The organism is Phycicoccus duodecadis, assembly GCF_002846495.1.
Taxonomy (GTDB): domain Bacteria; phylum Actinomycetota; class Actinomycetes; order Actinomycetales; family Dermatophilaceae; genus Phycicoccus; species Phycicoccus duodecadis.
Genome location: NZ_PJNE01000001.1, coordinates 2,631,996 through 2,652,025 on the forward strand (window position 1 = coordinate 2,631,996; position 20,030 = coordinate 2,652,025).

Consider the following 20,030-nt stretch of genomic DNA (forward strand, 5'->3'; position numbering starts at 1 on the left):
GGCCCCTTTCGACCCGCACGGCGGTCGGTACCGAACCGTGACCGCCCGGGGCTGACCGACGCTCGTACGATGCGCCTATGCCGTCAGAGAGGCCGTCCGTCACGATGGCCGACGTCGCGCACGCGGCCGGGGTCTCGCACCAGACGGTCTCGCGCGTCCTCAACGCGCCCCAGACGGTCAGCCCCGACACCCGACAGCGGGTGCTGCGGGCGGTGGCCGACCTCGGCTACCGGCGGAACTCGGTGGCGCGCGCCCTCGCCAGCGGCCACACCCGGCTGATCGGCGTCGTCGTCGACGAGCTCGCGTTCCACGGCCCCGGGAGCACGGTGGTCGCCGTGGCCGAGGCCGCTCGCCAGGCCGGCTACGCGATCTCCCTCGACCCTCAGGTGACGATGTCGACCGACACCGTCTCGGCCGCGCTGGACCGCCTGCTCAGCCGGGCCGTCGACGCGGTCATCGTGGTGTCGGCGCACGGCTGGGCCGACATCGACGCCGCCGCCGCCCACCTCGACGTGCCGGTCGTCAGCATCGACGGCGCCCTCGGCGGGGCCACGGCGTCGGTGGGGGTCGACCAGCGCGCCGGCGCCGGCCTCGCGACCCGCCACCTCGTCGAGCTCGGCCACCGCCGCATCGCCCACGTGGCCGGTCCCGCGGACTGGCCCCAGGCGGCCGAGCGCCGCGCCGCCGTCGCCCAGACGATCGCCGAGCACGGGCTGACCCCGGGGCCCGTCCTCGAGGGCGACTGGAGCGCCCGCTCGGGGCACGTGGCGATGCGGCGGCTGCTCCAACGGCACCGGGACGTCACCGCGGTCGTGGTCGCGAACGACCAGATGGCGGTCGGTGCCTACCGCGCGCTCACCGAGCTGGGGCGCCGGGCGCCGGACGACATCTCGGTCGTCGGCTTCGACGACATCCCGGAGGCCGCCTACCTCAGCCCGCCGCTGACCACGATCCGGCAGGACTTCTCGGCCCTCGGCCGAGAGGCCGTCCGGCTCGTCCTCTCGGCCCTGGCCGGCGAGCCGTGCCCGAGCCGCCTCATCCCGCCGAAGCTGGTCGTCCGTGCCTCGACCGCCCGGCCCCGCGGGGGTCAGAGCGCCACGAGGTGAAGGAGCAGCCCCTGGGCGGGGGCCAGGACGGGCAGGGGCAGCCCCACCCAGGTGAGCACCGCCCCGGAGACCTCCACCCCGTCGCCGAGGGCGGCCTCGTACCACGGTGGCGTCCTCGTCTGCACGGTGGCGGGCAGCCCGGCCTCGCGGCGCACCCGTACGCGGTAGCGCCGTGCCGGGTCCAGGCCGGGGAGCGGGACGAGACCCGGGGTGGCCCCGCGCCCCGTGGCCACCTGGACCACGGTGAGCACGGCCTCGCCGCCGTCGGGCGCGACGACACCGCCCACGACCAGCGCCGGGTCCGGGTGGTCGGAGCGGACGACGTCACCGGAGTGCAGGAGCCCGCGCAGCTCGCGGTAGAGGCCGGCCCAGGCCCGCAGCGCCTCGAGGTCGGCCGGAGTGCACTCGGTGATGTCCCACTCGAGCCCGGCGTGGCCACCGAGCGCGACGAGCATCCGCAGCGACAGGTCGAGGTCGCGGTGGGTGGTGTGCGCGCGCCCGGGCCCGATGTGCGTGCCCATCCGCTCCGGCGGGACGAGCAGGCCGGTCCACCGCTGGATCTGCACCCGCTCCAGGGCGTCGTTGCAGTCCGAGGTCCAGACCCGGTCGGTGCGCTCCAGCACCCCGAGGTCGACGCGGGCGCCGCCGCTGGAGCACGACTCGATCTCGAGGCGGGGATGGCGACGGCGCAGCTCGTCGAGGAGGCGGTACGTGGCGCGGGTCTGGGCGGCCACCGCCGGCCGGTCGGTCACCCCGTCGCGGGTGAGCACCGCCTCGTGGAGGTCGCGGTTGTGGTCCCACTTGACGTAGTCGACGCCGTACTCACCGATGACACCGCTCACGGCCGCGAGGACGGCCTCGAACGCCTCCGGGTTCGCGAGGTCGACGACGTGCTGGTGGCGCGAGGGGCGGGGCGGGCCGGCCGCGGGCCCGAGGACCCAGTCGGGATGGCTCCGGGCGAGGTCGGAGTCGAGGTTGACCATCTCCGGCTCGAACCAGAGGCCGAACTCCATCCCGAGGCCGTGGACGTGCTCGACGAGCGGGCCGAGCCCGTCGGGCCACACGTCCGGCGAGACCTGCCAGTCGCCCAGCCCGCGGGTGTCGTCGCGCCGCGCACCGAACCACCCGTCGTCGAGGACGAAGCGCTCGACGCCGATGGAGGCCGCGGTGTCGGCCAGGGCCCGCAGGTGGTCGAGGTCGGTGTCGAAGTAGACGGCCTCCCAGGTGTTGAGCACGAGCGGGCGGGGGCCGCTCGAGCGTGGGTCGGCGGCGGCGCGCTGGTGCCGGAGCAGGCGGGCGGTGAGCCCGTCGAGCCCGGCCGCCGACCACACGGCCACCACGTCGGGGGCCCGGTAGGTCTCCCCCGGCCCGAGGCGGACCTCGCCCGGGGCGAGCAGCTCGCCGCCGCCGATGACCGCGGCGTGCAGGCCCGCCCCCTCGGGCAGCCGCTCGACGAGGTGCTCGTGGTTGCCGCTCCAGGCCACGTGGACGGCCCAGACCTCGCCGTGCCGGAAGCCGAACCCGGGGGTGCCCGCGGTGAGGAGGAGGGTGGCGTCGTGGCCGGTGCGCCCGCGCCGGGACGCGCGCCGGAACGACCCGTCGGTGAGGGCATGGCGCTGGGGCGAGCGCTCGCGTGCCCACCGGCCGGTGAGGTCGAGCACCTCGCCGGCGCGAGCCGGGAGCGGCAGAAGGGTCCGTACCTCCGCCAGGTCGAGAGCGGGCTCGTCGGCAGCTGCCGTCGACGTGACCTGCACGGACACCCGCAGGACGCCGTGCGCGTCCAGCCGGTAGCCCAGCTCCGCCCGCAGCCCGGTCGCCTCGGCCTCCGCGACCACGTCGGCGCGGGTGCCGTCGCCGGTGAGCGACGCCCGCCAGCGGGGCGCGGCCGAGCCCCCCGCGCGGTGGGCCGCCAGCCCCGGCGACCCGAGCCAGCCGTCCCCGGGGGTGGGGAGCAGGGTGAGGTCCCACGGCTCGTCGAGCGCGTTGTGCGGCACCGGGCCGGTGCGCAGCGCCACGAGGTCGGCGACCGCGTCGTCCGTCAGGTCGGCGCCCCAGTGCACCAGCGCCGGCAGCCCGTCACCGTCCTGGGTGAGGACGACCGCGACGCCTCCGCCGCGCAGGGTCGTCGTGACCGTCATCCCTTCGTCGACCCGAGGGTCAGGCCCGAGACGAACTGCTTCTGGAGGACGAAGAAGACGATGAGGACGGGCAGCGCCACGATGATCGAGCCCGCCGCGACGAGGTTGGTGTCGGCGAAGAACTGGCCCCGGAGGTTGTTCAGGGCGCTCGTCACCGGGTACTTGTCGCCGCGCGAGAGCAGGACCGTCGCCCAGAAGAACTCGTTGTAGATCCAGGTCACCTGGAGGGTGGCGAGGGCGGCCAGGGCCGGGCGCACGAGGGGCATCGTCAGCTGCCAGTACTGGCGCCACACGCTCGCGCCGTCGAGCTCGGCCGACTCGTAGATCTCGTGCGGCAGCGTCTTCATGTAGTTGCTCAGCACGAAGGTGCAGAACCCCAGCTGGAAGGCCGTGTTGACCAGGATGAGCGCCCAGAAGCTGTTGAGCATCGTCCCGCCCGAGCTCATGAACTCCGGCAGGGGGATCTCCTTGAACATCCGGAAGACCGGGATGAGCAGGGCCTGCGGGGGCAGCAGGTTGGCCGCCAGGAAGATGCCCAGCAGGGTGAGGTTAAAGCGGTACGAGAACCGGGCCAGGACGAACGCCACGAGGGAGGACAGGAACAGCGTCAGCGCCACGGCGGGGACGGTGATGAGCAGCGAGTTCCTCAGGTGCAGGCCGAAGTTGCCCCGCGCCCAGGCCTCCTTGTAGTTGTCGAGCGTCCAGCCGCCGAAGGACAGGTACCCGTTGGTCTGGGTGTAGTCGTAGGAGCGGAAGGAGTTGTAGAGCGCCCAGAGCAGCGGGAAGAGCCAGATGACCGCCAGCACGAACATGATGGTGGTGGCGACCCGGCCGCGGCGCCGGTTGAGGACGCCGCTCTGGCCGCCGGTGTCGGCCTTGGGTGCGGCGGCGGTGGTGCGGGACGCGGTGGCGGTGGCGCTCATCGGCGCTCCTCCCGGAAGACGATGCGCAGGTAGATGGCGATGAACACCGAGGAGATGACCATCATGATGACGGCCAGGGCGGACCCGAAGCCGTAGCGCGTCGCCTCGCCGATGACGTTCTGGGACACCAGGGCCGAGATGAGCTCGAGCCCGTTGCGGCCCTTGTTGACGATCCAGACCAGGTCGAAGGCACGCAGCGACTCGATGACGACGATGACGAGCACGATCATGTTGATCGGCCGCATCACCGGGAAGATGACGTGGAAGAACGTCTTCACCTCGCTGGCCCCGTCGACGGCCGCGGCCTCCCGCAGCGACGCGTCGATGCCTTTCAGGCCCGCCAGGTAGATGAGCATGATGTACCCGGTGTGGCGCCAGGCGGTGGCGACCAGCACGGCCCAGAGGTTGACCGACGGGTCCCCGTACCAGTCGACCTTCGAGCCGAAGACCTCGTTGATGAGGCCCTGGTCGGTGGAGTAGAAGAGCTGCCAGATGAAGCCGACCAGGGCGAGCGAAAGGACGACGGGGAGGTAGAAGGCGGTCTGGTAGAACCGGCTGCCCCACATGTTCCGGTCGAGGACGACGGCCAGGACCATGCCGAGGATCGTCGGCAGCACGAAGAGGAACGCCAGCCAGATCAGGTTGTGCCGGATGGCCGGCCAGAACGGCGGATAGATCGTCGTGATGTCGACGTAGTTCTTGGTGCCGACCCACTCGATGGCGCTGAACTTGAACCCGTTCCACCTCGTGAACGACAACAGCACCGAGGCCGCCGCCGGCAGCCAGACGAGCCAGAAGACGAGGAGCGTCGGGACCCCGATCATCGTGCCGATGACCAGCCGGTCCTTCCAGCCGCGCTTCGTCTCGACCCGCCGTGACTGCCGGCGCCGTGTGCCTGTGGCCATGTCCGTCCCCGTCCCCTCGCTCAGCCGAGGATCGAGGCGGCCTGTTGCTGGATGGAGGCCGTGATGCCGTCGATGTCGTCGGGGTTCTTGATGAAGTTCTGGAGCGAGACGGTGATGACCGTGTTGGCGAGGTCGGCGTTGGTGTCGCGGTCGAGGAACTGGGCGATGGACTTCGCGTTCTGGACGACCTCGACCGACTTCTTCTGCAGCGCACCGTACTTCGCGGTGCTGGCGCCGGAGTTCGCCGCGATGAACGGCACGCTCGAGGCGTTGTTGCCGGCGTCCGCCGCCTCGGCGCTGCCGAGCCACTTCGCGAAGGCCTTGCCCGCCTCCTGGTCGGCGCCACCCTCGGCGACGCAGAAGCCGTCGATGGGCGCGTCGAGCGCGTCGGCGCCGATGGTGGCGTCGAGCGCGGGGAAGGTGAAGAAGTCCAGGTCGTCGGCCGCGTCCTTCGGCACCCCGTCGACGACGAAGCTGCCGAGCAGGTACATCCCGCACTCGCCCTTGGCCATGGAGGTCGCCGCCTCCTGCCAGGTCCGCCCGAGGGAGTTCTCCTGGTGGTACGGCAGGAGGGTCTTCCACGTCTCGAAGACCCGCTTGACCTCGGGGCTGTCCCACTTCTTCTTGCCCTTGGTCAGCTCCATGTGGAAGTCGTAGCCGTTGAGTCGCATGTTGAGGATGTCGAAGGTGCCCATGGGCGCCCAGGCGTCCTTGGCGGCGAAGGCGAACGGCGTGATCTTCTTGCCCTGCATGTCCTTCAGGAGGGCCATGAAGTCGTCCTGGCTCTTGGGCTCGGTCCAGCCGTTCTTCTCGAAGACCGACTTGCGGTAGAAGACCGCCCACGGGTAGTAGCTCACCGGGACGAAGTACTGCTTGCCGTCCGCCGCCGTCGCGGCCTTCTTGAAGGCGTCGCTCATGCCGTCGATCGGCCAGATGTCGCTGAGGTCGGTGATCTGCCCCGCCTCGGCGAACTGGGCCATCCGGTAGCCGGCGAACCAGGTGAAGACGTCGTCGGGGGAGCCCTGGAGGTAGGTGGTGATGCTCTCCTGGAACGTGTTGTGGTCGACGGCGTTGAGGGAGACCTGCGCACCCGTCTTCTGGGTGTACGCAGCCGCGATGGCGGCGAGGCGGTCGTAGGCCGGCCCCGAGCCCCTGGCCTCGTTGATGCCGAACTTGACGTTCCCGGGCTTCCCCGCCCCACTGCTCGACCCGGTGGAGGGGGACGAGGAGTCCGAGCTGCAGGCGGCGAGCGCGCCCGAGGCCGCGAGCAGGGCCCCGGTTCCGAGGGCCCCCCGGAGGATGGAGCGTCGGTCGACCCCGCTGACCGAGCCGGGGATGGTGAGCGAGGGGCGGGGTCCGCGAGTGACCGGACGGGCCATGGTGTCTCCTTTGACAGGCCGGTTCCGACACTTTCCACCAGAACCGAACATCGGCGATGTTCCGAGATCATGGGAGAGCCATCCGGGGCTGTCAAGGACCTTCCAGCCACCCCCTCTCGTGGGGATCGACTGACGGGCAACCGTTTTCGGCCTTACGAGGCCGTGTGAGCGCTCACAAAGTTCTCAAACCTTCGACGAGCGGCCCCCAGCGCCGGCCATCTGCCGGATGTGTCCGAACGTGTTGACAAGTGCGCGATCACGTCCTCACACTGTCCGCCATGCGCCCGTGGCCGACCGACCGCGTCGCCTTCGGCGGCGACTACAACCCCGAGCAGTGGCCACGCGAGGTGTGGGACGACGACCTGCGCCTCATGGCCGAGGCCGGCGTCAGCTTCGTCACCCTGGGCGTGTTCTCGTGGTCCTGGCTCGAGCCGAGCAAGGGTGAGTACGACTTCGACTGGCTCGACGAGATCATGGACGAGCTGGCGGCGCACGGCATCGCCGTCGACCTCGCGACAGCCACCGCGACCCCGCCCCCGTGGCTCACGACCGCCTACCCCGAGATCCTGCCGGTCGACCGCGAGGGGCACCGGCTCTGGCCGGGGAGCCGGCAGTCGTGGTGCCCGTCCTCGCGGCTCTACCGCGACCTGGCCCTGACCCTCACCGACCGGATCGCCGCGCGGTACCACGACCATCCGGCGCTGGCCATGTGGCACGTGTCGAACGAGTACGCCTGCCACAACCTCCCTTGCTACTGCGACACCTGCGCCGCCGAGTTCCGGCGGTGGCTCGAGCGCCGGTACGGCGACCTCGGGCGCCTCAACGCCGCCTGGGGCACGGCCTTCTGGAGCCAGCGGTACTCCGACTGGGACGAGGTCCTCCCGCCCCGGCTCAGCACGACGTTCAACAACCCCACGCAGGTGCTCGACTTCGCGCGCTTCGGCTCCGACATCCTGCTCGACTTCTTCCGGGCTGAGGCCGAGGTGATCCGGCGGCACTCCACGGGCGTGCCGATCACGACGAACTTCATGACGATGAGCCAGTTCCGGATGCTCGACTACCGCGACTGGGCGCCGGAGCAGGACGTCGTCAGCACCGACCACTACGTCGTCGACGCGCTGGAGCACCCGCGCTCCGAGATGTCCTTCCACGGCGACCTCACCCGCGGCCTGGCCGGAGGCCGCCCCTGGATGCTCATGGAGCACTCCACGAGCGCGGTCAACTGGCAGCCGGTCAACCCGGCCAAGCCGCCGGGGGGCACCCTGCGCGACTCGCTGACGCACGTGGCCCGCGGTGCCGACGCCCTCGGCTTCTTCCAGTGGCGGCAGTCCCGCGCCGGCTCGGAGGCCTTCCACTCGGCGATGGTCCCGCACGCCGGCCCCGACTCCGACCGGTTCCGGGAGGTGTGCGAGCTCGGCGCGGTGGCAGCGCGGCTCGGTGAGGTCGTCGGCTCCACCGTCGAGGCCGACGTCGCGGTCCTCTGGGACTACCAGGCGTTGTGGGCCCTGTCCGGCCCGTGCCTGCCGTCGGCCCGGGTCGACTACCCGGACGTCGCCCACACCGTGCACCGCCTCCTGCGCGACCGCGGCATCACCTGCGACGTCGTCCATCCCGGCGACGACCTGACCGGGTACCGCGTGGTCGTCGTGCCGACGCTGTTCCTGGTCTCCGACGAGCACGCCGCCGCCGTGGAGGCCGTCGCGCGCTCGGGTGCGCACATCGTGGTCTCCTACCTCTCCGGCATCGTCACCCCCGACGACCACATCCGCCTCGGGGGGTACCCCGGCGCCTTCCGCGACCTCCTCGGGGTCCGCGTCGAGGAGCTGTTCCCGCTCCCCGCGGGCGACCGGGTCGACCTCCACGACGCGTCCGGGGCCACCGTCGGCGAGGGGCGGGTCTGGAGCGAGGACGCGCGCGCCACCGCGCCCGACTGCGAGACGGTGCTCTCGTACGGGTCGGGCCCGCTCGCCGGCCGGGTCGCCGCGACCCGCCGCCCGGTCGCCGACGGGGTGGCCTGGTACGTCGGCACCCTGGCGGACGACGCCACCCTCGGCCGGCTGCTCGACCGCGTCGTCGAGGAGGCCGGGGTCCGGGCGGTCGCGGAGGTCCCTGCGGGCGTCGAGGTCGTCCGGCGCCGCGCCGGCGACCGCTCCTGGCTGTTCGTCCTCAACCACACCGGTGAGGACTGCGAGCTCCCGGCCGGGGGGCACGACCTGGTCGCCGACGTCGCCGTCGGGCCCGTGCTCCGCGTCGCCGCCGGGGGCGCCGCCGTGGTGCGGGAGGGCTGAGCCGTGCTGGCGAGCCAGCGTCGGGCCGCCATCGTCGCCTTCGTCGAGGAGACCGGGGCGGCGCGCGTCTCCGACCTCGTCGACCGCCTCGGGGTCTCCGACATGACGGTGCGCCGCGACATCGAGCGGCTCGACTCCGAGGGCCGCCTCGAGCGCGTCCACGGGGGTGCCGTGGCGGCCCGCCCCCGGGCCGCCGACGAGCCGGGCTTCAGCGCCAAGTCCTCGCTCATGATCGAGGAGAAGCGCGCCATCGCCGCCGCCGCGGCCCGCCTCGTGCGGCCCGGGGCCACGATCGGCATCTCGGCCGGCACCACGACCTACGAGCTGGCGGCCGCGATCCGGCACCTCCCGCAGCTGACCGTCGTGACCAACTCCGTCCCCGTCGCCCAGCTCCTGCACGAGTCGGCCTCCGGGCACGTCGTCGTCCTGACCGGAGGGGTCCGCACTCCCTCCGACGCGCTCGTCGGGCCGGTCGCGGTCGGGGCGCTGCAGGGCCTGCACGTCGACCGGCTGTTCCTCGGCGCCCACGGGATCGACCGTACGGCGGGCCTCACGACCCCGAACCTCGTGGAGGCCGAGACGAACCGGGCGCTGGTCGCCGCGAGCCGGACGGTGTGCGTCCTCGCCGACCACACCAAGTTCGGGATCGTCGGTCTGTCGACCTTCCTGCGGCTGGCCGACGTCGACACCCTGATCACCGACGGCCGCACGCCGGCCAGGACCCGGGACATGCTGGCGGAGTCGGTCGACCAGGTCGTCCTGGCCGACCTCGCCCCCGGCGGCTGAGCCCCCGCGGACGGGCGGTCCCTGCACGCCGAGGAACCCCGGTCGCTGCGTGGCGGGCACGGGAGACCGGCGGTGCAGCAGGATGGCGGGATGATCAGCGTCGAGCTCGCCCGGGCCCTCTCCGCCGCCGGGGTGCTCTGGGAGCCCGCTCCCGGTGACCGCTTCGTCATCGACGCCGAGCTGCTCACCGGTGACGTGTTCTGGGTGAGCGACCTCACCGTCGAGGTGCACCACTACAAGGGCCAGTCCCTGCTCGGGTTCAACGGCACCACCGAGTGGGCGCTCGACTCGGTGACCCTCGACCAGGCGCTGTGGCTGCCGCGCGAGGACCAGCTGCGCGAGCTGGTCGGGAGCCGGCTGACCAGCGTGCGGCGCACCGACGACGGCTGGGAGGTCTGGTTCGAGCCCGAGCCGGAGGCCGAGGCGTCGGTCACCGACGCCGACCTCGAGTGCGCCTACGCCAAAGCCGTCCTCGCCCTCTGAGCGCGCCCTGCGGTCGGAGGGCCCGACCCGTTGACGCCGTCCCACGGGGTCGGGACACTCGGCGGATGGGACCGGGGCGTGAGGGCGGGTCGCGGGCGGCCTGGGCGGCTGCCCTCGTGCTGGCGGTGCCCACCCTCACCGGCTGCGGGGTCCGCGGGGCCGACGGCGCCAAGGAACCCCCGGCGGACGCCCCGGCTCGCGTCGTGCTCGACGCCTACCTGCGCGCCCTCGAGGCCGGGGACTGCGACGCCGCCCGGGCCCTGTCCACCGGCGCCTTCGCCCGCGGCAGCGGCGACCTCTGCGGGGACGTCCGGGTCTCGTCGGCGAGGGTGACCGAGCCCGCGGCCACACCGGCGCCCGACCACGTCACGTACGCCACCGTGCTGGTCACCGAGGGCGGGGACGACACGCTGCCGGGCGGCGAGACGACCTGGTTCTACAGCCTCGAGCGCACCGGCGGAGGATGGCGCCTCGTCGGCGGGGGCTCGGGCCCGTAGCCGGACGGCTCAGCGGCTCACCTCGTCAGCGGCGGCGCGTCGTCCCGAAGATCGACCGGGTGATCTCGCGGCCCAGCACGGTGCCCGCCGAGCGCAGCACGGAGCGGAACGCCGACGACGTGACGACCTGCTGCACGACGCCGGGCTCGCTCGCCTGCTTGCGCTCGGCCGCGGCCTGCGCCTTGGCGGCCGTCTCGCGCTCCTTGGCCGCCGCCTTCTCGGCCGCCGCCTGCGCCTTCGCGGCCTCCTCGGCCGCCGCCTCGTCGGCCTTCGCCTTCTCCTGCGCGGCCTTCGCGGCCTCGTCGGCCTTGACCCGCTCGGAGGCGGCACGGTCGAGCATCTCGAAGGCCGAGTCGCGCTCGACCGGCTGCCCGTAGGTGGCCAGGAGGGGGGACGCGGCCACCGCGGCGTCGATGGTGGCGTCGGGCGAGGGTGCCATCAGCGACTGGGGCGCCCGCATCCGGGTCCACGCGACCGGCGTCGGGGCACCCTTCTCGGACAGCACGGTGACGACCGCCTCGCCGGTGCCGAGCGTGGTGAGGAGCTCCTCGAGGTCGTAGGCGGTGTGCGGGTAGGTCTTGACCGCCGCCTTCAGGGCCGCGGCGTCGTCGGGGGTGAAGGCGCGCAGGGCGTGCTGCACCCGGTTACCGAGCTGGGCCAGCACGTCGGGGGGCACGTCCTTGGGCGACTGCGTCACGAAGAAGATGCCGACGCCCTTGGAGCGGATGAGGCGCACCGTCTGCTGGATGGCGTCGAGGAAGTCCTTGCTGGCGTCGTTGAACAGCAGGTGCGCCTCGTCGAAGAAGAACACCAGCTTCGGCTTGTCCACGTCGCCGACCTCGGGCAGGTCGTGGAAGAGGTCGGCCAGCAACCACATCAGGAAGGTCGAGAACAGCGCCGGCCGGTCCTGGACGGCGGGCAGCTCGAGCATCGACACCGTGCCCCGCCCGTCGGCCGCGGTCTGCAGCAGCACCGAGGTGTCGAACTCGGCCAGCCCGAAGAACGCGTCGGCCCCCTGGTCGCTGAAGGTGATGAGCTCGCGCAGGATGACGCCGGCGGTGGCCGACGAGAGGCCGCCGAGCTCCTTGAGCTCGGCCTTGCCCTCGTCGGAGGTCAGGTGCTGCACGACGGCGCGCAGGTCGGCCAGGGTGTCGAGGAAGTAGCCGTTCTGGTCGGCGTAGTGGAAGACCAGCCCGAGGCTCGATTCCTGGGTCTCGTTGAGCCCCAGCACCTTCGCCAGCAAGGTGGGGCCGAAGGTCGTGACCGAGGCCCGCACCGGCACGCCCTTGCCGAGGCCGCCCAGGGCGTAGAACGAGACCGGGAAGGAGGTCGGCTGCCAGGTCATCCCCACGTCCTGGCTCCGTGCGGTCACCCGGTCGCTGGCCTCACCGGGCGTCGCCATCCCCGACAGGTCGCCCTTGACGTCGGCCAGGAACACGGGCACGCCCTGGGCGGCGAGCTGCTCCGCCATCAGCTGCAACGTCTTGGTCTTGCCGGTGCCGGTGGCGCCGGCGACCAGCCCGTGGCGGTTCATCGCCGACAGGGGGATGCGGACCACCGCGTCGGGATGGGCGGTGCCGTCGAGCACGGCGGCCCCGAACTCGAGGGCCGCCCCCTCGAAGGCGTAGCCGCTGCGGATCTCGTCGATGAGGGTGGTGTCGCTGCTCTCGCTCACGAGCGCCAATCTAGCCCCCGCCCGGGGTTTCGCAGCCGACCCGGCCGCGTGCTCCCCCATAGAGTGGTGACGTGATCTTCAAGGCCGTCGGCGACCACCGCCCCTACCCCGACCACGGGTACACGGGGCGCCAGTGGTCCGGCGTGCCCCCGCGCCTGGTCCGCCTCGACGAGCTCGTCACGACCAAGCGGGAGCTCGACCTGCAGCAGCTGCTGGCGGAGGACTCCACCTTCTACGGCGACCTGTTCGCCCACGTCGTCGAGTGGCAGGAGACCCTCTATCTGGAGGATGGCCTGCACCGCGCCCTGCGGGCCGCCCTGCACCAGCGCCCGACCCTCCACGCCCGCGTCCTGACCCTCTAGGCCGGGCCCGATGAGCGAGTACACGACCGAGTCGCCCGCGTCCCTCGAGAAGCGGGCCCGCCAGCGGCGCGCGCTCATCACGCTGGGCGTCCTGGTCCTCGGGCTGTTCTTCGCCTTCTGGTACGGCCTCAGCTACTACCAGGCCGACGAGAACGCGCGGGCCGCGCGGCCTCCGGCTGCCACCTGCACGCCCTACGTGGCCCCGGCCCTGACCCCCGACGAGGTCACCGTCAACGTCTACAACGCCACGACGCGCCCGGGGCTCGCGGGCAGCACCTCGAAGCTCCTCGCCGAGCGGGGCTACGCGCTCGGAAAGGTGGCCAACGACCCCACTGACCGGCCGGTGCCGCGCATCGTCGAGCTGCGCTACGGCCCCCAGGGCCAGGCCGCCGCCCAGCTGGTCCTCACCGCCATGCCCCGCGGCACGACCTCCGTCCGCGACGCCCGCAAGGACACCAGCGTCGACGTCGTGCTGGGCAGCGGCTACCGGGCGCTGCGGCCCGAGAGCGCCCCGGCCACCGAGGGGGCGCTGCCGATGTGCCCTGCCCCGTCGAGCTCGCCCACGACCCCGGCATCACCGACGTCCCCGTCGCCCTCGGCGTCCTGACCCGTCCGGGTCAGGAGACGGCCCCCGCGGCCGAGCGCTTGCGGAAGAGGTGGACCCCCACCGCGACGACGACGACCACCCCGACGACCACGAGCGACCCGGTGCCGAGCCACGCCTCCAGCCGCTGGTAGGAGTGACCCGCGAGGTACCCGCCGACCACCGTCGCGAGGCCCCAGGCCAGGCCGCCGAGCGCGTTCCAGCGCAGGAACACCGGGTAGGGCAGCTTGGAGGCGCCCGACAGGGCCGGCGTCACCGCCCGCAGGAACGCCGTCCAGCGGGAGAGGAACACCGCCACCGGCCCGCGGCGTACGAGGAACTCCTGCGCCGACTCGATGCGCGGGCGGAAGCGGTGCAGCATCCGCAGCTCGACGAGCCGCGGCCCGAGATGGCGCCCCACCTCGTACCCCACGCTGTCGCCGATGATCGCCATGGCGACCACGAGGACCGCCATCCACACCACGCTGGTGTGGCCGATGGCGGCCGTCACGCCGCCGAGGATGGCCGCCGTCTCCCCCGGCACGACGAAGCCGACGAAGAGGGCGTCCTCGACGAAGACGACCAGCCCGACGACGACGTAGACGACCCAGGCCGGCTGGCCGAGGATCTGCTCGAGGAGTCCGCTCACCCGGTCATCCTCCCCCGCGACCCTGTGCGCCGGGGGTCAGGCGGCCAGGACGACGTCGGCCACGGGCGCGTCGGCGCCGAACCGGGCGGCGGCCACGGCGACCCGGCGCCGGTGCAGCGCCACGAGGGCGCCCCCGGCCAGGGCCAGGCCGAGCAGGAGCGCTCCCCCACCGCCGAGCCAGCCCTGCACCTCGGCGTACGAGCGGCCGGCCAGGGCGCCGAGCACGACGCTCGTGGCGCCCCAGGTGACGGCCCCGAGCCCGTTCCACACCACGAAGCGGCGGTACGACATCCCGGACGCGCCCGCCAGCGCCGGGACCATGGTGCGCACGAAGGCCGTCCACCGGGCGGCCACCAGCGAGAACGGGCCGCGCCGGGCCATGCCGTCGCGCAGGCGCTCGAGGCGGGCGCGCCGCGAGCGCAACATCCGGCTGCGCAGGAGCCAGGGGCCGGTGGAGCGCCCCATCCGGAAGCCCAGGCCGTCGCCGACCACGGCGGCCGCCACGACGACCAGCACCATCGGGACCAGGTCGGTGCGCCCCAGGGCGACCGAGGCACCGCCGGCGAGGGCGGTGGCCTCCCCCGGCAGCAGGATCCCCGCCGGCAGGGCGCCCTCGAGCAGGACCACGATCCCCACGACGGCGTACACGACCCAGGCCGGCTCGGCGAGCAGGAGGGAGACGACCGTGTCCATGGGATGACTCTCGGGCCGGGGGCTGTGGGCGACCTGTGGTTCGTCGTGGCGGCGGCTCCGGATGGGTGACCCACGACACCCCGACGGGCGCCCACCCCGGCCGAGGGTGACCTTCGCCCCTGTCGGCCCGCCACGAGGGATGGTGCGCTGGGTGCATGACGACCTCCCGCTCCCCCCACCGGCGCACCCTCGCCGTCCTCGCGGCGTCGACCGCCCTCCTGCTCTCGGGGTGCGGGTCGTCCGAGCTCGGCGGCGGGATGATGGGCGGGGACGACGGATCGTCCGGTGGGATGCTGCGCGGCGACGGCCGCTACCACGACGCGCGGCTCTCGTGCCCCGCGCCGGCGACGCTGCCGGGGACCACCGTCCGGGTCTTCCTCATGGACATGGGCATGATGCGCGCCGTCGGTGGCGTCGCCCCCATGGGCTCCCCGATGCGGCTCGTCGCGTCGTCCCGTTCGGTCCCGGCCGGCCCGGTGTCCCTGGTCGCCGAGAACCGCGGATGGCGGGCCCACGAGCTCGTCGTCCTCCCCCTGCCCGACGGCGCCCCCGCGGGTCGCCGCGTGCCGGGCGCGGACGGGCGCGTCCCCGAGGACGGAAGCGTCGGGGAGGCCTCGGCGTCGTGCGCGGCCGGCGGCGGGGAGGGCATCGCGTCCGGTGCGGTGGGATGGGTGACGCTCTCGCTCGCCCCCGCCCGCTACGAGCTGGTGTGCAACCTCGAGAACCACTACGCGAACGGGATGTACCAGGAGCTCGACGTCCGCTGAGCGGCCCGAGCGCGACGTCGGGGACGACTTGACGCTATACCCCCCTGGGGTACACCCTGGAGGCATGGATGACCACGCCCACCACGCTCACCATGCCGTCGCGACCGCGCTCACGGACGCCGCCCACGAGGCGCCCCGCCCCCCGGCCGCCGGCACGGACACGTCCGAGTGGACCTGCCCCATGCACCCCGAGATCCGCCGCTCCGGCCCGGGACCGTGCCCGATCTGCGGGATGGCGCTCGAGCCGGTCCAGGTCACCGCCGACACGGCGCCGAGCCACGAGCTCACCGACATGACGCGCCGCTTCCGGGTCGGCGTGGTCCTCTCGGTGCCCGTCCTCGCGCTCGGGATGGGCGGCGACCTCGTCCCCGCCCTCCACGACGCGCTCCCGGCGCGCACCTCGGCGTGGGTCCAGCTGCTGCTGGCCACCCCGGTCGTGCTCTGGGGCGGGTGGCCGTTCTTCCAGCGGGCCTGGACCTCCGTGCGGACCCGGCAGCTGAACATGTTCACGCTCGTGGCCATGGGGACCGGCGTCGCGTGGCTGTTCAGCGTGGTGGCGACCGTCGCCCCGGGCCTCTTCCCCGACGCCTTCCGGATGGACGGGGCGGTCGCGGTCTACTTCGAGGCGGCGGCCGTCATCACCACCCTGGTCCTCCTCGGCCAGGTCCTCGAGCTGCGTGCCCGCGAGCAGACCTCGGGCGCCATCCGCGCGCTGCTCGACCTCACCCCCGACACCGCCCGCCGCATCGACGAGGACGGCTCCGAGCACGACGTCACGCTCGACCTGGTGTCCGTCGGCGACCGGTTCCGGGTCCGGCCGGGCGAGAAGGTCCCCGTCGACGGCGTGGTCGAGGACGGCCGCTCCACCCTCGACGAGTCCCTCGTCACCGGCGAGTCGATGCCGGTCACGAAGGCCGGCGGCGACACCGTCATCGGCGGCACCATCAACCAGACCGGCTCGCTCGTCGTGCGGGCCCAGCAGGTCGGCCGCGACACCATGCTGGCGCGGATCGTGCAGATGGTCGCCGAGGCCCAGCGCTCGCGCGCGCCCATCCAGCGGGTGGCCGACCAGGTGGCGGCCTGGTTCGTGCCGGCGGTCATCGTCGCGGCCGTCGTCGCGTTCGCCGTCTGGGGCCTGGTCGGGCCCGACCCGCGCCTGGCCCACGCCCTGGTCGTGGCCGTCTCCGTCCTCATCATCGCGTGCCCCTGTGCCCTGGGTCTGGCGACGCCGATGTCGATCATGGTCGGGGTGGGCCGCGGGGCCGGCCTCGGCGTCCTCGTCAAGAACGCCGAGGCCCTCGAACGGATGGAGAAGGTCGACACCCTCGTCGTCGACAAGACCGGGACGCTCACCGAGGGTCGCCCGTCCGCGACGGAGGTCGTCACGGCTGAGGGGGTCGACCGCACCGAGCTGCTGCGCCTCGTGGCGGCCGTCGAACGGTCCTCCGAGCACCCGTTGGCCGCCGCCGTCGTCGCGGCGGCGCGCGACGCCGGCCTGACCGTGCCCGAGGTCTCCGACTTCGACGCCCCGCCCGGCCAGGGGGTGGTCGGCACGGTCGAGGGCCGTACCGTCCGCGTCGGCAACGCGGCGTTCCTGGCCGGGGCGGGCCTCGACCCGAGCGCGTTCACCTCCCGCGCCGACGCACTGCGCGGCGAGGGCGCGACCGTGGTCCTCGCGGGGGTCGACGACCAGGTGGCGGGGATCCTGGCGATCGCCGACCCGGTGAAGGAGACGACGCCCGAGACGGTGCGCTCGCTGCGGGCCGAGGGGATCCAGGTGGTGATGCTCACCGGCGACAACCGCGTGACCGCCGAGGCGGTGGCCCGCCGGCTCGGCATCGACCACGTGGAGGCCGAGGTGCTGCCCGACCACAAGGCCGACATCGTCCAGCGCCTGCGCCGTGAGGGCCGCGTGGTGGCCATGGCGGGTGACGGGGTCAACGACGCGCCCGCCCTGGCCGCGGCGGACGTGGGTCTGGCCATGGGCACGGGCACCGACGTGGCGATCGAGAGCGCCGGCATCACCCTCCTGCGCGGCGACCTCACCGGCATCCTGCGCGCGCGGCGGCTGTCGGAGGCCACCATGGCGAACATCCGGCAGAACCTGGGCTTCGCGTTCGTCTACAACGTGGCCGGCATCCCCGTCGCGGCCGGCGTCCTCTACCCGGCCTTCGGCCTGCTGCTCTCACCGATGATCGCGGCGGCGGCGATGGCGCTGTCGTCGGTCAGCGTCATCGGCAACGCGCTCCGGCTGCGGGCACGTCACTTCTGAGTGGGGCCGCGGCTGTGCCGCCCGGTCGCCGGCCGTCGGCGCACGACGAACCCGCCGACGAGCCGCTGGAGGGGCTCCAGGAAGCAGCCCAGGCCGATGGCGAGGTAGAACGCGTTCTCGGTCAGGGCGGCCCAGCCCGGAGCGAACACCTCGTCCGGGGCCTCGCCCTGTCCTTCGTACAGGGCGGGGACGGACCGACCGACACCGGCGGAGTCCCCGACGATCTCGACGTCGGTGAACGAGAGCCGGCCGTCCGCGCTGCGGAAGTCGCCGTAGTGGGCACAGGGGCCCCGTCCGCTGCAGTCCTCGGACGTGACGGTGAAGGTCCCTTGGACGCCTCGGCCCTGGGCCGCGTCCCACGTGGGTCCGACCTGGCCGACCGAGAACCACAGGAGGACGCCACCGAGCGCGCCGAAGAACAGCAGGCGCAGGACCGTACCGACCACCGGGGCCCGCTCGAGCGCGGCACCCATCCGGGGGTGGGCGCCGAGCTCCAGGTCACGCCAGCGGTGCGCGGCGCGCAGCGGTCCCACGACGGGCAGCGGGCCGGAGTCCGTCTCGATGCTGAGCCAGCTGCCGTCGGCCACCGGGCCGCGGACCCCGGCGACCACGGCTCCGCCTCGGGGCGATCCCGGATCCCCGCCGGAGCCGAGCCGCACCCATCCCACGGGCTGGGCACTGCCGGCGAGCACGATCCCGGCCTCGTCGCCGTGGGCGATCCGCACGCGGTGCAGCGCCGGCGCGTGGGTCCGGCGCGCGGCCCGACCTCTGGCGACTACCTGGACCACGGCCCACGCGGCCACGAAGACGCCGAGGACCACCCAGCCGAACCAGAAGGTGTACCCGTGCGGCTCGCTGGCGAGAGCCGACCAGGTCGGGTCCTCGGGGTCCAGCAGGACCACCCGCTCGCTGCCCCGGTCGAGCTCGTCGGTCACCTCGATGCTCACCCGCTGACCGGCGCGAGGACCGGCTTCGAGCTGGAACAGCTGCTGGTAGCCGTCGTCCGGCGGCGACACGACGCGGGCCCTGGTCGGCTCGGCGCGCTCCACGTGGGCCTGCTCCTGAGCCGTCTGGACCTGGTACCCGACGACGGAGCCGGCGACCAGGAGAAGCCCGACGGCGCCGACGCCGGGGACGACCACGGCGGCCCAGCCGCGACGGCGCACCCGGCGGCCGGTGGCCGGGACAGCGGCAGTGGCGCTTCGGCCGCCGTCCGCCCCCGCGTCGGCGACCTGCGCCTGGCGGGCACGCAGGGCCCGAAGGACCGCGACGCCTCCCGTCGAGGCGACAGCGAGCACGACGCCGGCGTACCGGCCTGGCTCGCTCGGGTCGAACAGCGCACTGAGGATGCCGGCGCCGAGCCCCGCGACCAGCGCAGCCACCGGCTGCCACCAGAAGGCGAGCGCAGCGATGCCCATGAGGGCGACCACCATCGGGAAGACGGCGTCAGGGGGGCGTGGCGCCTCGACCGAGCAGACGGCGCCCGGGTCTCCGGCCGTGCTCGCGATGACCGACCCGGCCAGGAGGGCCCACCAGGCGAACGGCACCCAGACCGGGGGCTGCATCAGCAGCCACTGGTTCCGCGGCTGACCGGTGCGGGGACGGGCGTCGGACACGGTGAGGATTGTGCCCGCCCCGACATCCCCTGCCGCCCGCCGACACGAAAGCGCCCCGGGTCGCGGGCTCCCGGGGCGCTCCGTCACAGTGATGACGGGGAAGTCCTTCGATGGCGCGGACATATCCATGTCAGGAGCGGACTTCCGCGCCATCAGCGTGACCGCGCGGGTGTTCTGGCCGAAACGCGCGCCGTACTCTCGGCCGTCCTCTCCCTCGGATCGACGCCGTCCGGCAGGAGCTCTCGGGCGGGACGAGGCACGAGAACGCCGGTCCGAGCCCTGAGGCTCGAACCGGCGGTCGGCGGTGGCGGTGGGATTTGAACCCACGGACGGGTTGCCCCGTCACACGCTTTCGAGGCGTGCTCCTTCGGCCGCTCGGACACGCCACCGCCGGAGAGGCTACCGGAGCACCACCCCGCCCGGAAATTCGGTGGCCGGACGACGGGTGATACCGCTCAGCCGGGGTTGCGCTGGCCGCCGAAGAAGTCCCTGACCAGAGCCGCACACTCCGGCTCGAGCACGCCGCCGACCACCTCGGCCCGGTGGGTCGAGCGACGGTCGCGCGGCAGGTCCCACACCGACCCGCAGGCCCCGAGCTTGGGGTCCCAGGCGCCCAGGACCACCCGCACCACCCGCGCCAGCAGCAGCGCGCCGGCGCACATCGGGCACGGCTCCATCGTGACCACGAGCTGGCAGCCCTCGAGGCGCCACTCCCCGAGCGTCCGGGCGGCGGCGCGCAGCGCCACGACCTCGGCGTGCCCGGTGGGGTCACCCTCGGCCTCGCGCACGTTCCACCCTTCGCCCAGCACCTCGCCCGACGGCCCGACCACGAGCGCCCCCACCGGCACGTCACCCGTGGCCGGGGCCCGCTTGGCGAGCGCGAGGGCGTGCCGCATCCGGGCCTCGTC

General features: G+C 73.4%; 18 protein-coding genes and 1 tRNA gene. 9 read left to right on the forward strand and 10 right to left on the reverse strand.

Annotation, left to right across the window (positions count from 1 at the left end; all coding sequences use genetic code 11):
- Positions 1–77: 77 nt before the first annotated feature.
- Entirely contained in the window at positions 78–1,106 is a 1,029-nt protein-coding gene (locus ATL31_RS12290) for a LacI family DNA-binding transcriptional regulator (RefSeq protein ID WP_101396019.1), read from the forward strand.
- Here ATL31_RS12290 and ATL31_RS12295 read toward each other — a convergent pair.
- From ATL31_RS12295 to ATL31_RS12310, 4 genes are read right to left on the reverse strand one after another with little or no spacing between them, the layout of a single operon-like run.
- Positions 1,088–3,244 (reverse strand): alpha-galactosidase, encoded by a 2,157-nt coding sequence (locus ATL31_RS12295; protein ID WP_101396020.1) that lies wholly within the window; start codon positions 3,242–3,244, stop codon positions 1,088–1,090. The two genes, ATL31_RS12290 and ATL31_RS12295, sit on opposite strands and share 19 nt — an antisense overlap.
- Complete coding sequence (locus tag ATL31_RS12300; RefSeq protein ID WP_211284026.1) at positions 3,241–4,167, reverse strand: carbohydrate ABC transporter permease; 927 nt, start codon at positions 4,165–4,167, stop codon at positions 3,241–3,243. The genes ATL31_RS12295 and ATL31_RS12300 overlap by 4 nt, the downstream gene beginning before the upstream one ends.
- Entirely contained in the window at positions 4,164–5,072 is a 909-nt protein-coding gene (locus ATL31_RS12305) for a carbohydrate ABC transporter permease (protein ID WP_101396021.1), read from the reverse strand. Before ATL31_RS12305 ends, ATL31_RS12300 begins: the two co-directional genes overlap by 4 nt.
- Before the next feature lie 20 nt (positions 5,073–5,092).
- Positions 5,093–6,451, reverse strand: a complete 1,359-nt coding sequence (locus ATL31_RS12310; protein ID WP_101396022.1) for an ABC transporter substrate-binding protein — start codon at positions 6,449–6,451, stop codon at positions 5,093–5,095.
- Between the two features lie 278 nt (positions 6,452–6,729).
- On the opposite strand from ATL31_RS12310, the gene ATL31_RS12315 reads away from it, so the two are divergent.
- From ATL31_RS12315 to ATL31_RS12330, 4 genes are all read left to right on the forward strand, one after another.
- Positions 6,730–8,739 (forward strand): beta-galactosidase, encoded by a 2,010-nt coding sequence (locus ATL31_RS12315; RefSeq protein WP_101396023.1) that lies wholly within the window; start codon positions 6,730–6,732, stop codon positions 8,737–8,739.
- Positions 8,740–8,742: 3 nt separating this feature from the next.
- Positions 8,743–9,525, forward strand: coding sequence for a DeoR/GlpR family DNA-binding transcription regulator (locus ATL31_RS12320; RefSeq protein WP_101396024.1), 783 nt, complete (start codon positions 8,743–8,745; stop codon positions 9,523–9,525).
- Between the two features lie 90 nt (positions 9,526–9,615).
- On the forward strand, positions 9,616–10,008 hold the full coding sequence (locus ATL31_RS12325; protein WP_101396025.1) for a hypothetical protein: 393 nt from the start codon (positions 9,616–9,618) through the stop codon (positions 10,006–10,008).
- A gap of 65 nt (positions 10,009–10,073) precedes the next feature.
- Positions 10,074–10,505, forward strand: a complete 432-nt coding sequence (locus tag ATL31_RS12330; protein WP_101396026.1) for a hypothetical protein — start codon at positions 10,074–10,076, stop codon at positions 10,503–10,505.
- Between the two features lie 25 nt (positions 10,506–10,530).
- Here the strand turns inward: ATL31_RS12330 and ATL31_RS12335 are convergent, their stop codons facing one another.
- The gene (locus ATL31_RS12335; protein ID WP_101396027.1) at positions 10,531–12,240 is read right to left on the reverse strand and encodes a helicase HerA-like domain-containing protein; all 1,710 of its coding nucleotides are present in this window, start codon (positions 12,238–12,240) and stop codon (positions 10,531–10,533) included.
- An 11-nt stretch (positions 12,241–12,251) separates the two neighbouring features.
- Here ATL31_RS12335 and ATL31_RS12340 point away from each other — a divergent pair, with 11 nt between their 5' ends.
- Both ATL31_RS12340 and ATL31_RS12345 read left to right on the forward strand, forming a co-directional pair.
- Entirely contained in the window at positions 12,252–12,542 is a 291-nt protein-coding gene (locus ATL31_RS12340) for a type II toxin-antitoxin system VapB family antitoxin (RefSeq protein WP_101396028.1), read from the forward strand.
- A 10-nt stretch (positions 12,543–12,552) separates the two neighbouring features.
- Entirely contained in the window at positions 12,553–13,149 is a 597-nt protein-coding gene (locus tag ATL31_RS12345) for a LytR C-terminal domain-containing protein (protein ID WP_101396029.1), read from the forward strand.
- Positions 13,150–13,159: 10 nt separating this feature from the next.
- On the opposite strand, the gene ATL31_RS12350 is transcribed toward ATL31_RS12345, so the two are convergent.
- Together ATL31_RS12350 and ATL31_RS12355 are read right to left on the reverse strand one after the other, a co-directional pair.
- Entirely contained in the window at positions 13,160–13,774 is a 615-nt protein-coding gene (locus tag ATL31_RS12350) for a DedA family protein (protein WP_101396030.1), read from the reverse strand.
- Between the two features lie 36 nt (positions 13,775–13,810).
- Positions 13,811–14,467: a DedA family protein gene (locus ATL31_RS12355; RefSeq protein ID WP_101396031.1), complete on the reverse strand. Its 657-nt coding sequence runs from the start codon at positions 14,465–14,467 to the stop codon at positions 13,811–13,813.
- A 155-nt stretch (positions 14,468–14,622) separates the two neighbouring features.
- On the opposite strand from ATL31_RS12355, the gene ATL31_RS12360 reads away from it, so the two are divergent.
- On the forward strand, positions 14,623–15,234 hold the full coding sequence (locus ATL31_RS12360; RefSeq protein WP_101396032.1) for a hypothetical protein: 612 nt from the start codon (positions 14,623–14,625) through the stop codon (positions 15,232–15,234).
- Positions 15,235–15,298: 64 nt separating this feature from the next.
- Positions 15,299–17,506, forward strand: coding sequence for a copper-transporting P-type ATPase (locus ATL31_RS12365; protein ID WP_101396033.1), 2,208 nt, complete (start codon positions 15,299–15,301; stop codon positions 17,504–17,506).
- Here the strand turns inward: ATL31_RS12365 and ATL31_RS12370 are convergent.
- From ATL31_RS12370 to ATL31_RS12380, 3 genes are all read right to left on the reverse strand, one after another.
- A complete protein-coding gene (locus ATL31_RS12370) occupies positions 17,497–19,122 on the reverse strand; it encodes a hypothetical protein (protein WP_101396034.1) in 1,626 nt (541 codons plus the stop codon). The two genes, ATL31_RS12365 and ATL31_RS12370, sit on opposite strands and share 10 nt — an antisense overlap.
- Before the next feature lie 302 nt (positions 19,123–19,424).
- Positions 19,425–19,511: transfer RNA gene (locus tag ATL31_RS12375), tRNA-Ser, on the reverse strand.
- A 66-nt stretch (positions 19,512–19,577) separates the two neighbouring features.
- Entirely contained in the window at positions 19,578–20,018 is a 441-nt protein-coding gene (locus tag ATL31_RS12380; RefSeq protein WP_101396035.1) for a nucleoside deaminase, read from the reverse strand.
- Between the last annotated feature and the right edge of the window lie 12 nt (positions 20,019–20,030).

Coding starts and splice junctions, on each gene's coding strand:
- ATL31_RS12305 (WP_101396021.1), bottom strand. CDS start 5,072: ATGGCCACAGGCACACGGCGCCGGCAGTCACGGCGGGTCGAGACGAAG.
- ATL31_RS12295 (WP_101396020.1), bottom strand. CDS start 3,244: ATGACGGTCACGACGACCCTGCGCGGCGGAGGCGTCGCGGTCGTCCTC.
- ATL31_RS12330 (WP_101396026.1), top strand. CDS start 10,074: ATGGGACCGGGGCGTGAGGGCGGGTCGCGGGCGGCCTGGGCGGCTGCC.
- ATL31_RS12290 (WP_101396019.1), top strand. CDS start 78: ATGCCGTCAGAGAGGCCGTCCGTCACGATGGCCGACGTCGCGCACGCG.
- ATL31_RS12315 (WP_101396023.1), top strand. CDS start 6,730: ATGCGCCCGTGGCCGACCGACCGCGTCGCCTTCGGCGGCGACTACAAC.
- ATL31_RS12380 (WP_101396035.1), bottom strand. CDS start 20,018: ATGCGGCACGCCCTCGCGCTCGCCAAGCGGGCCCCGGCCACGGGTGAC.
- ATL31_RS12360 (WP_101396032.1), top strand. CDS start 14,623: ATGACGACCTCCCGCTCCCCCCACCGGCGCACCCTCGCCGTCCTCGCG.
- ATL31_RS12325 (WP_101396025.1), top strand. CDS start 9,616: ATGATCAGCGTCGAGCTCGCCCGGGCCCTCTCCGCCGCCGGGGTGCTC.
- ATL31_RS12355 (WP_101396031.1), bottom strand. CDS start 14,467: ATGGACACGGTCGTCTCCCTCCTGCTCGCCGAGCCGGCCTGGGTCGTG.
- ATL31_RS12365 (WP_101396033.1), top strand. CDS start 15,299: ATGGATGACCACGCCCACCACGCTCACCATGCCGTCGCGACCGCGCTC.
- ATL31_RS12300 (WP_211284026.1), bottom strand. CDS start 4,167: ATGAGCGCCACCGCCACCGCGTCCCGCACCACCGCCGCCGCACCCAAG.
- ATL31_RS12335 (WP_101396027.1), bottom strand. CDS start 12,240: ATGGGGGAGCACGCGGCCGGGTCGGCTGCGAAACCCCGGGCGGGGGCT.
- ATL31_RS12310 (WP_101396022.1), bottom strand. CDS start 6,451: ATGGCCCGTCCGGTCACTCGCGGACCCCGCCCCTCGCTCACCATCCCC.
- ATL31_RS12345 (WP_101396029.1), top strand. CDS start 12,553: ATGAGCGAGTACACGACCGAGTCGCCCGCGTCCCTCGAGAAGCGGGCC.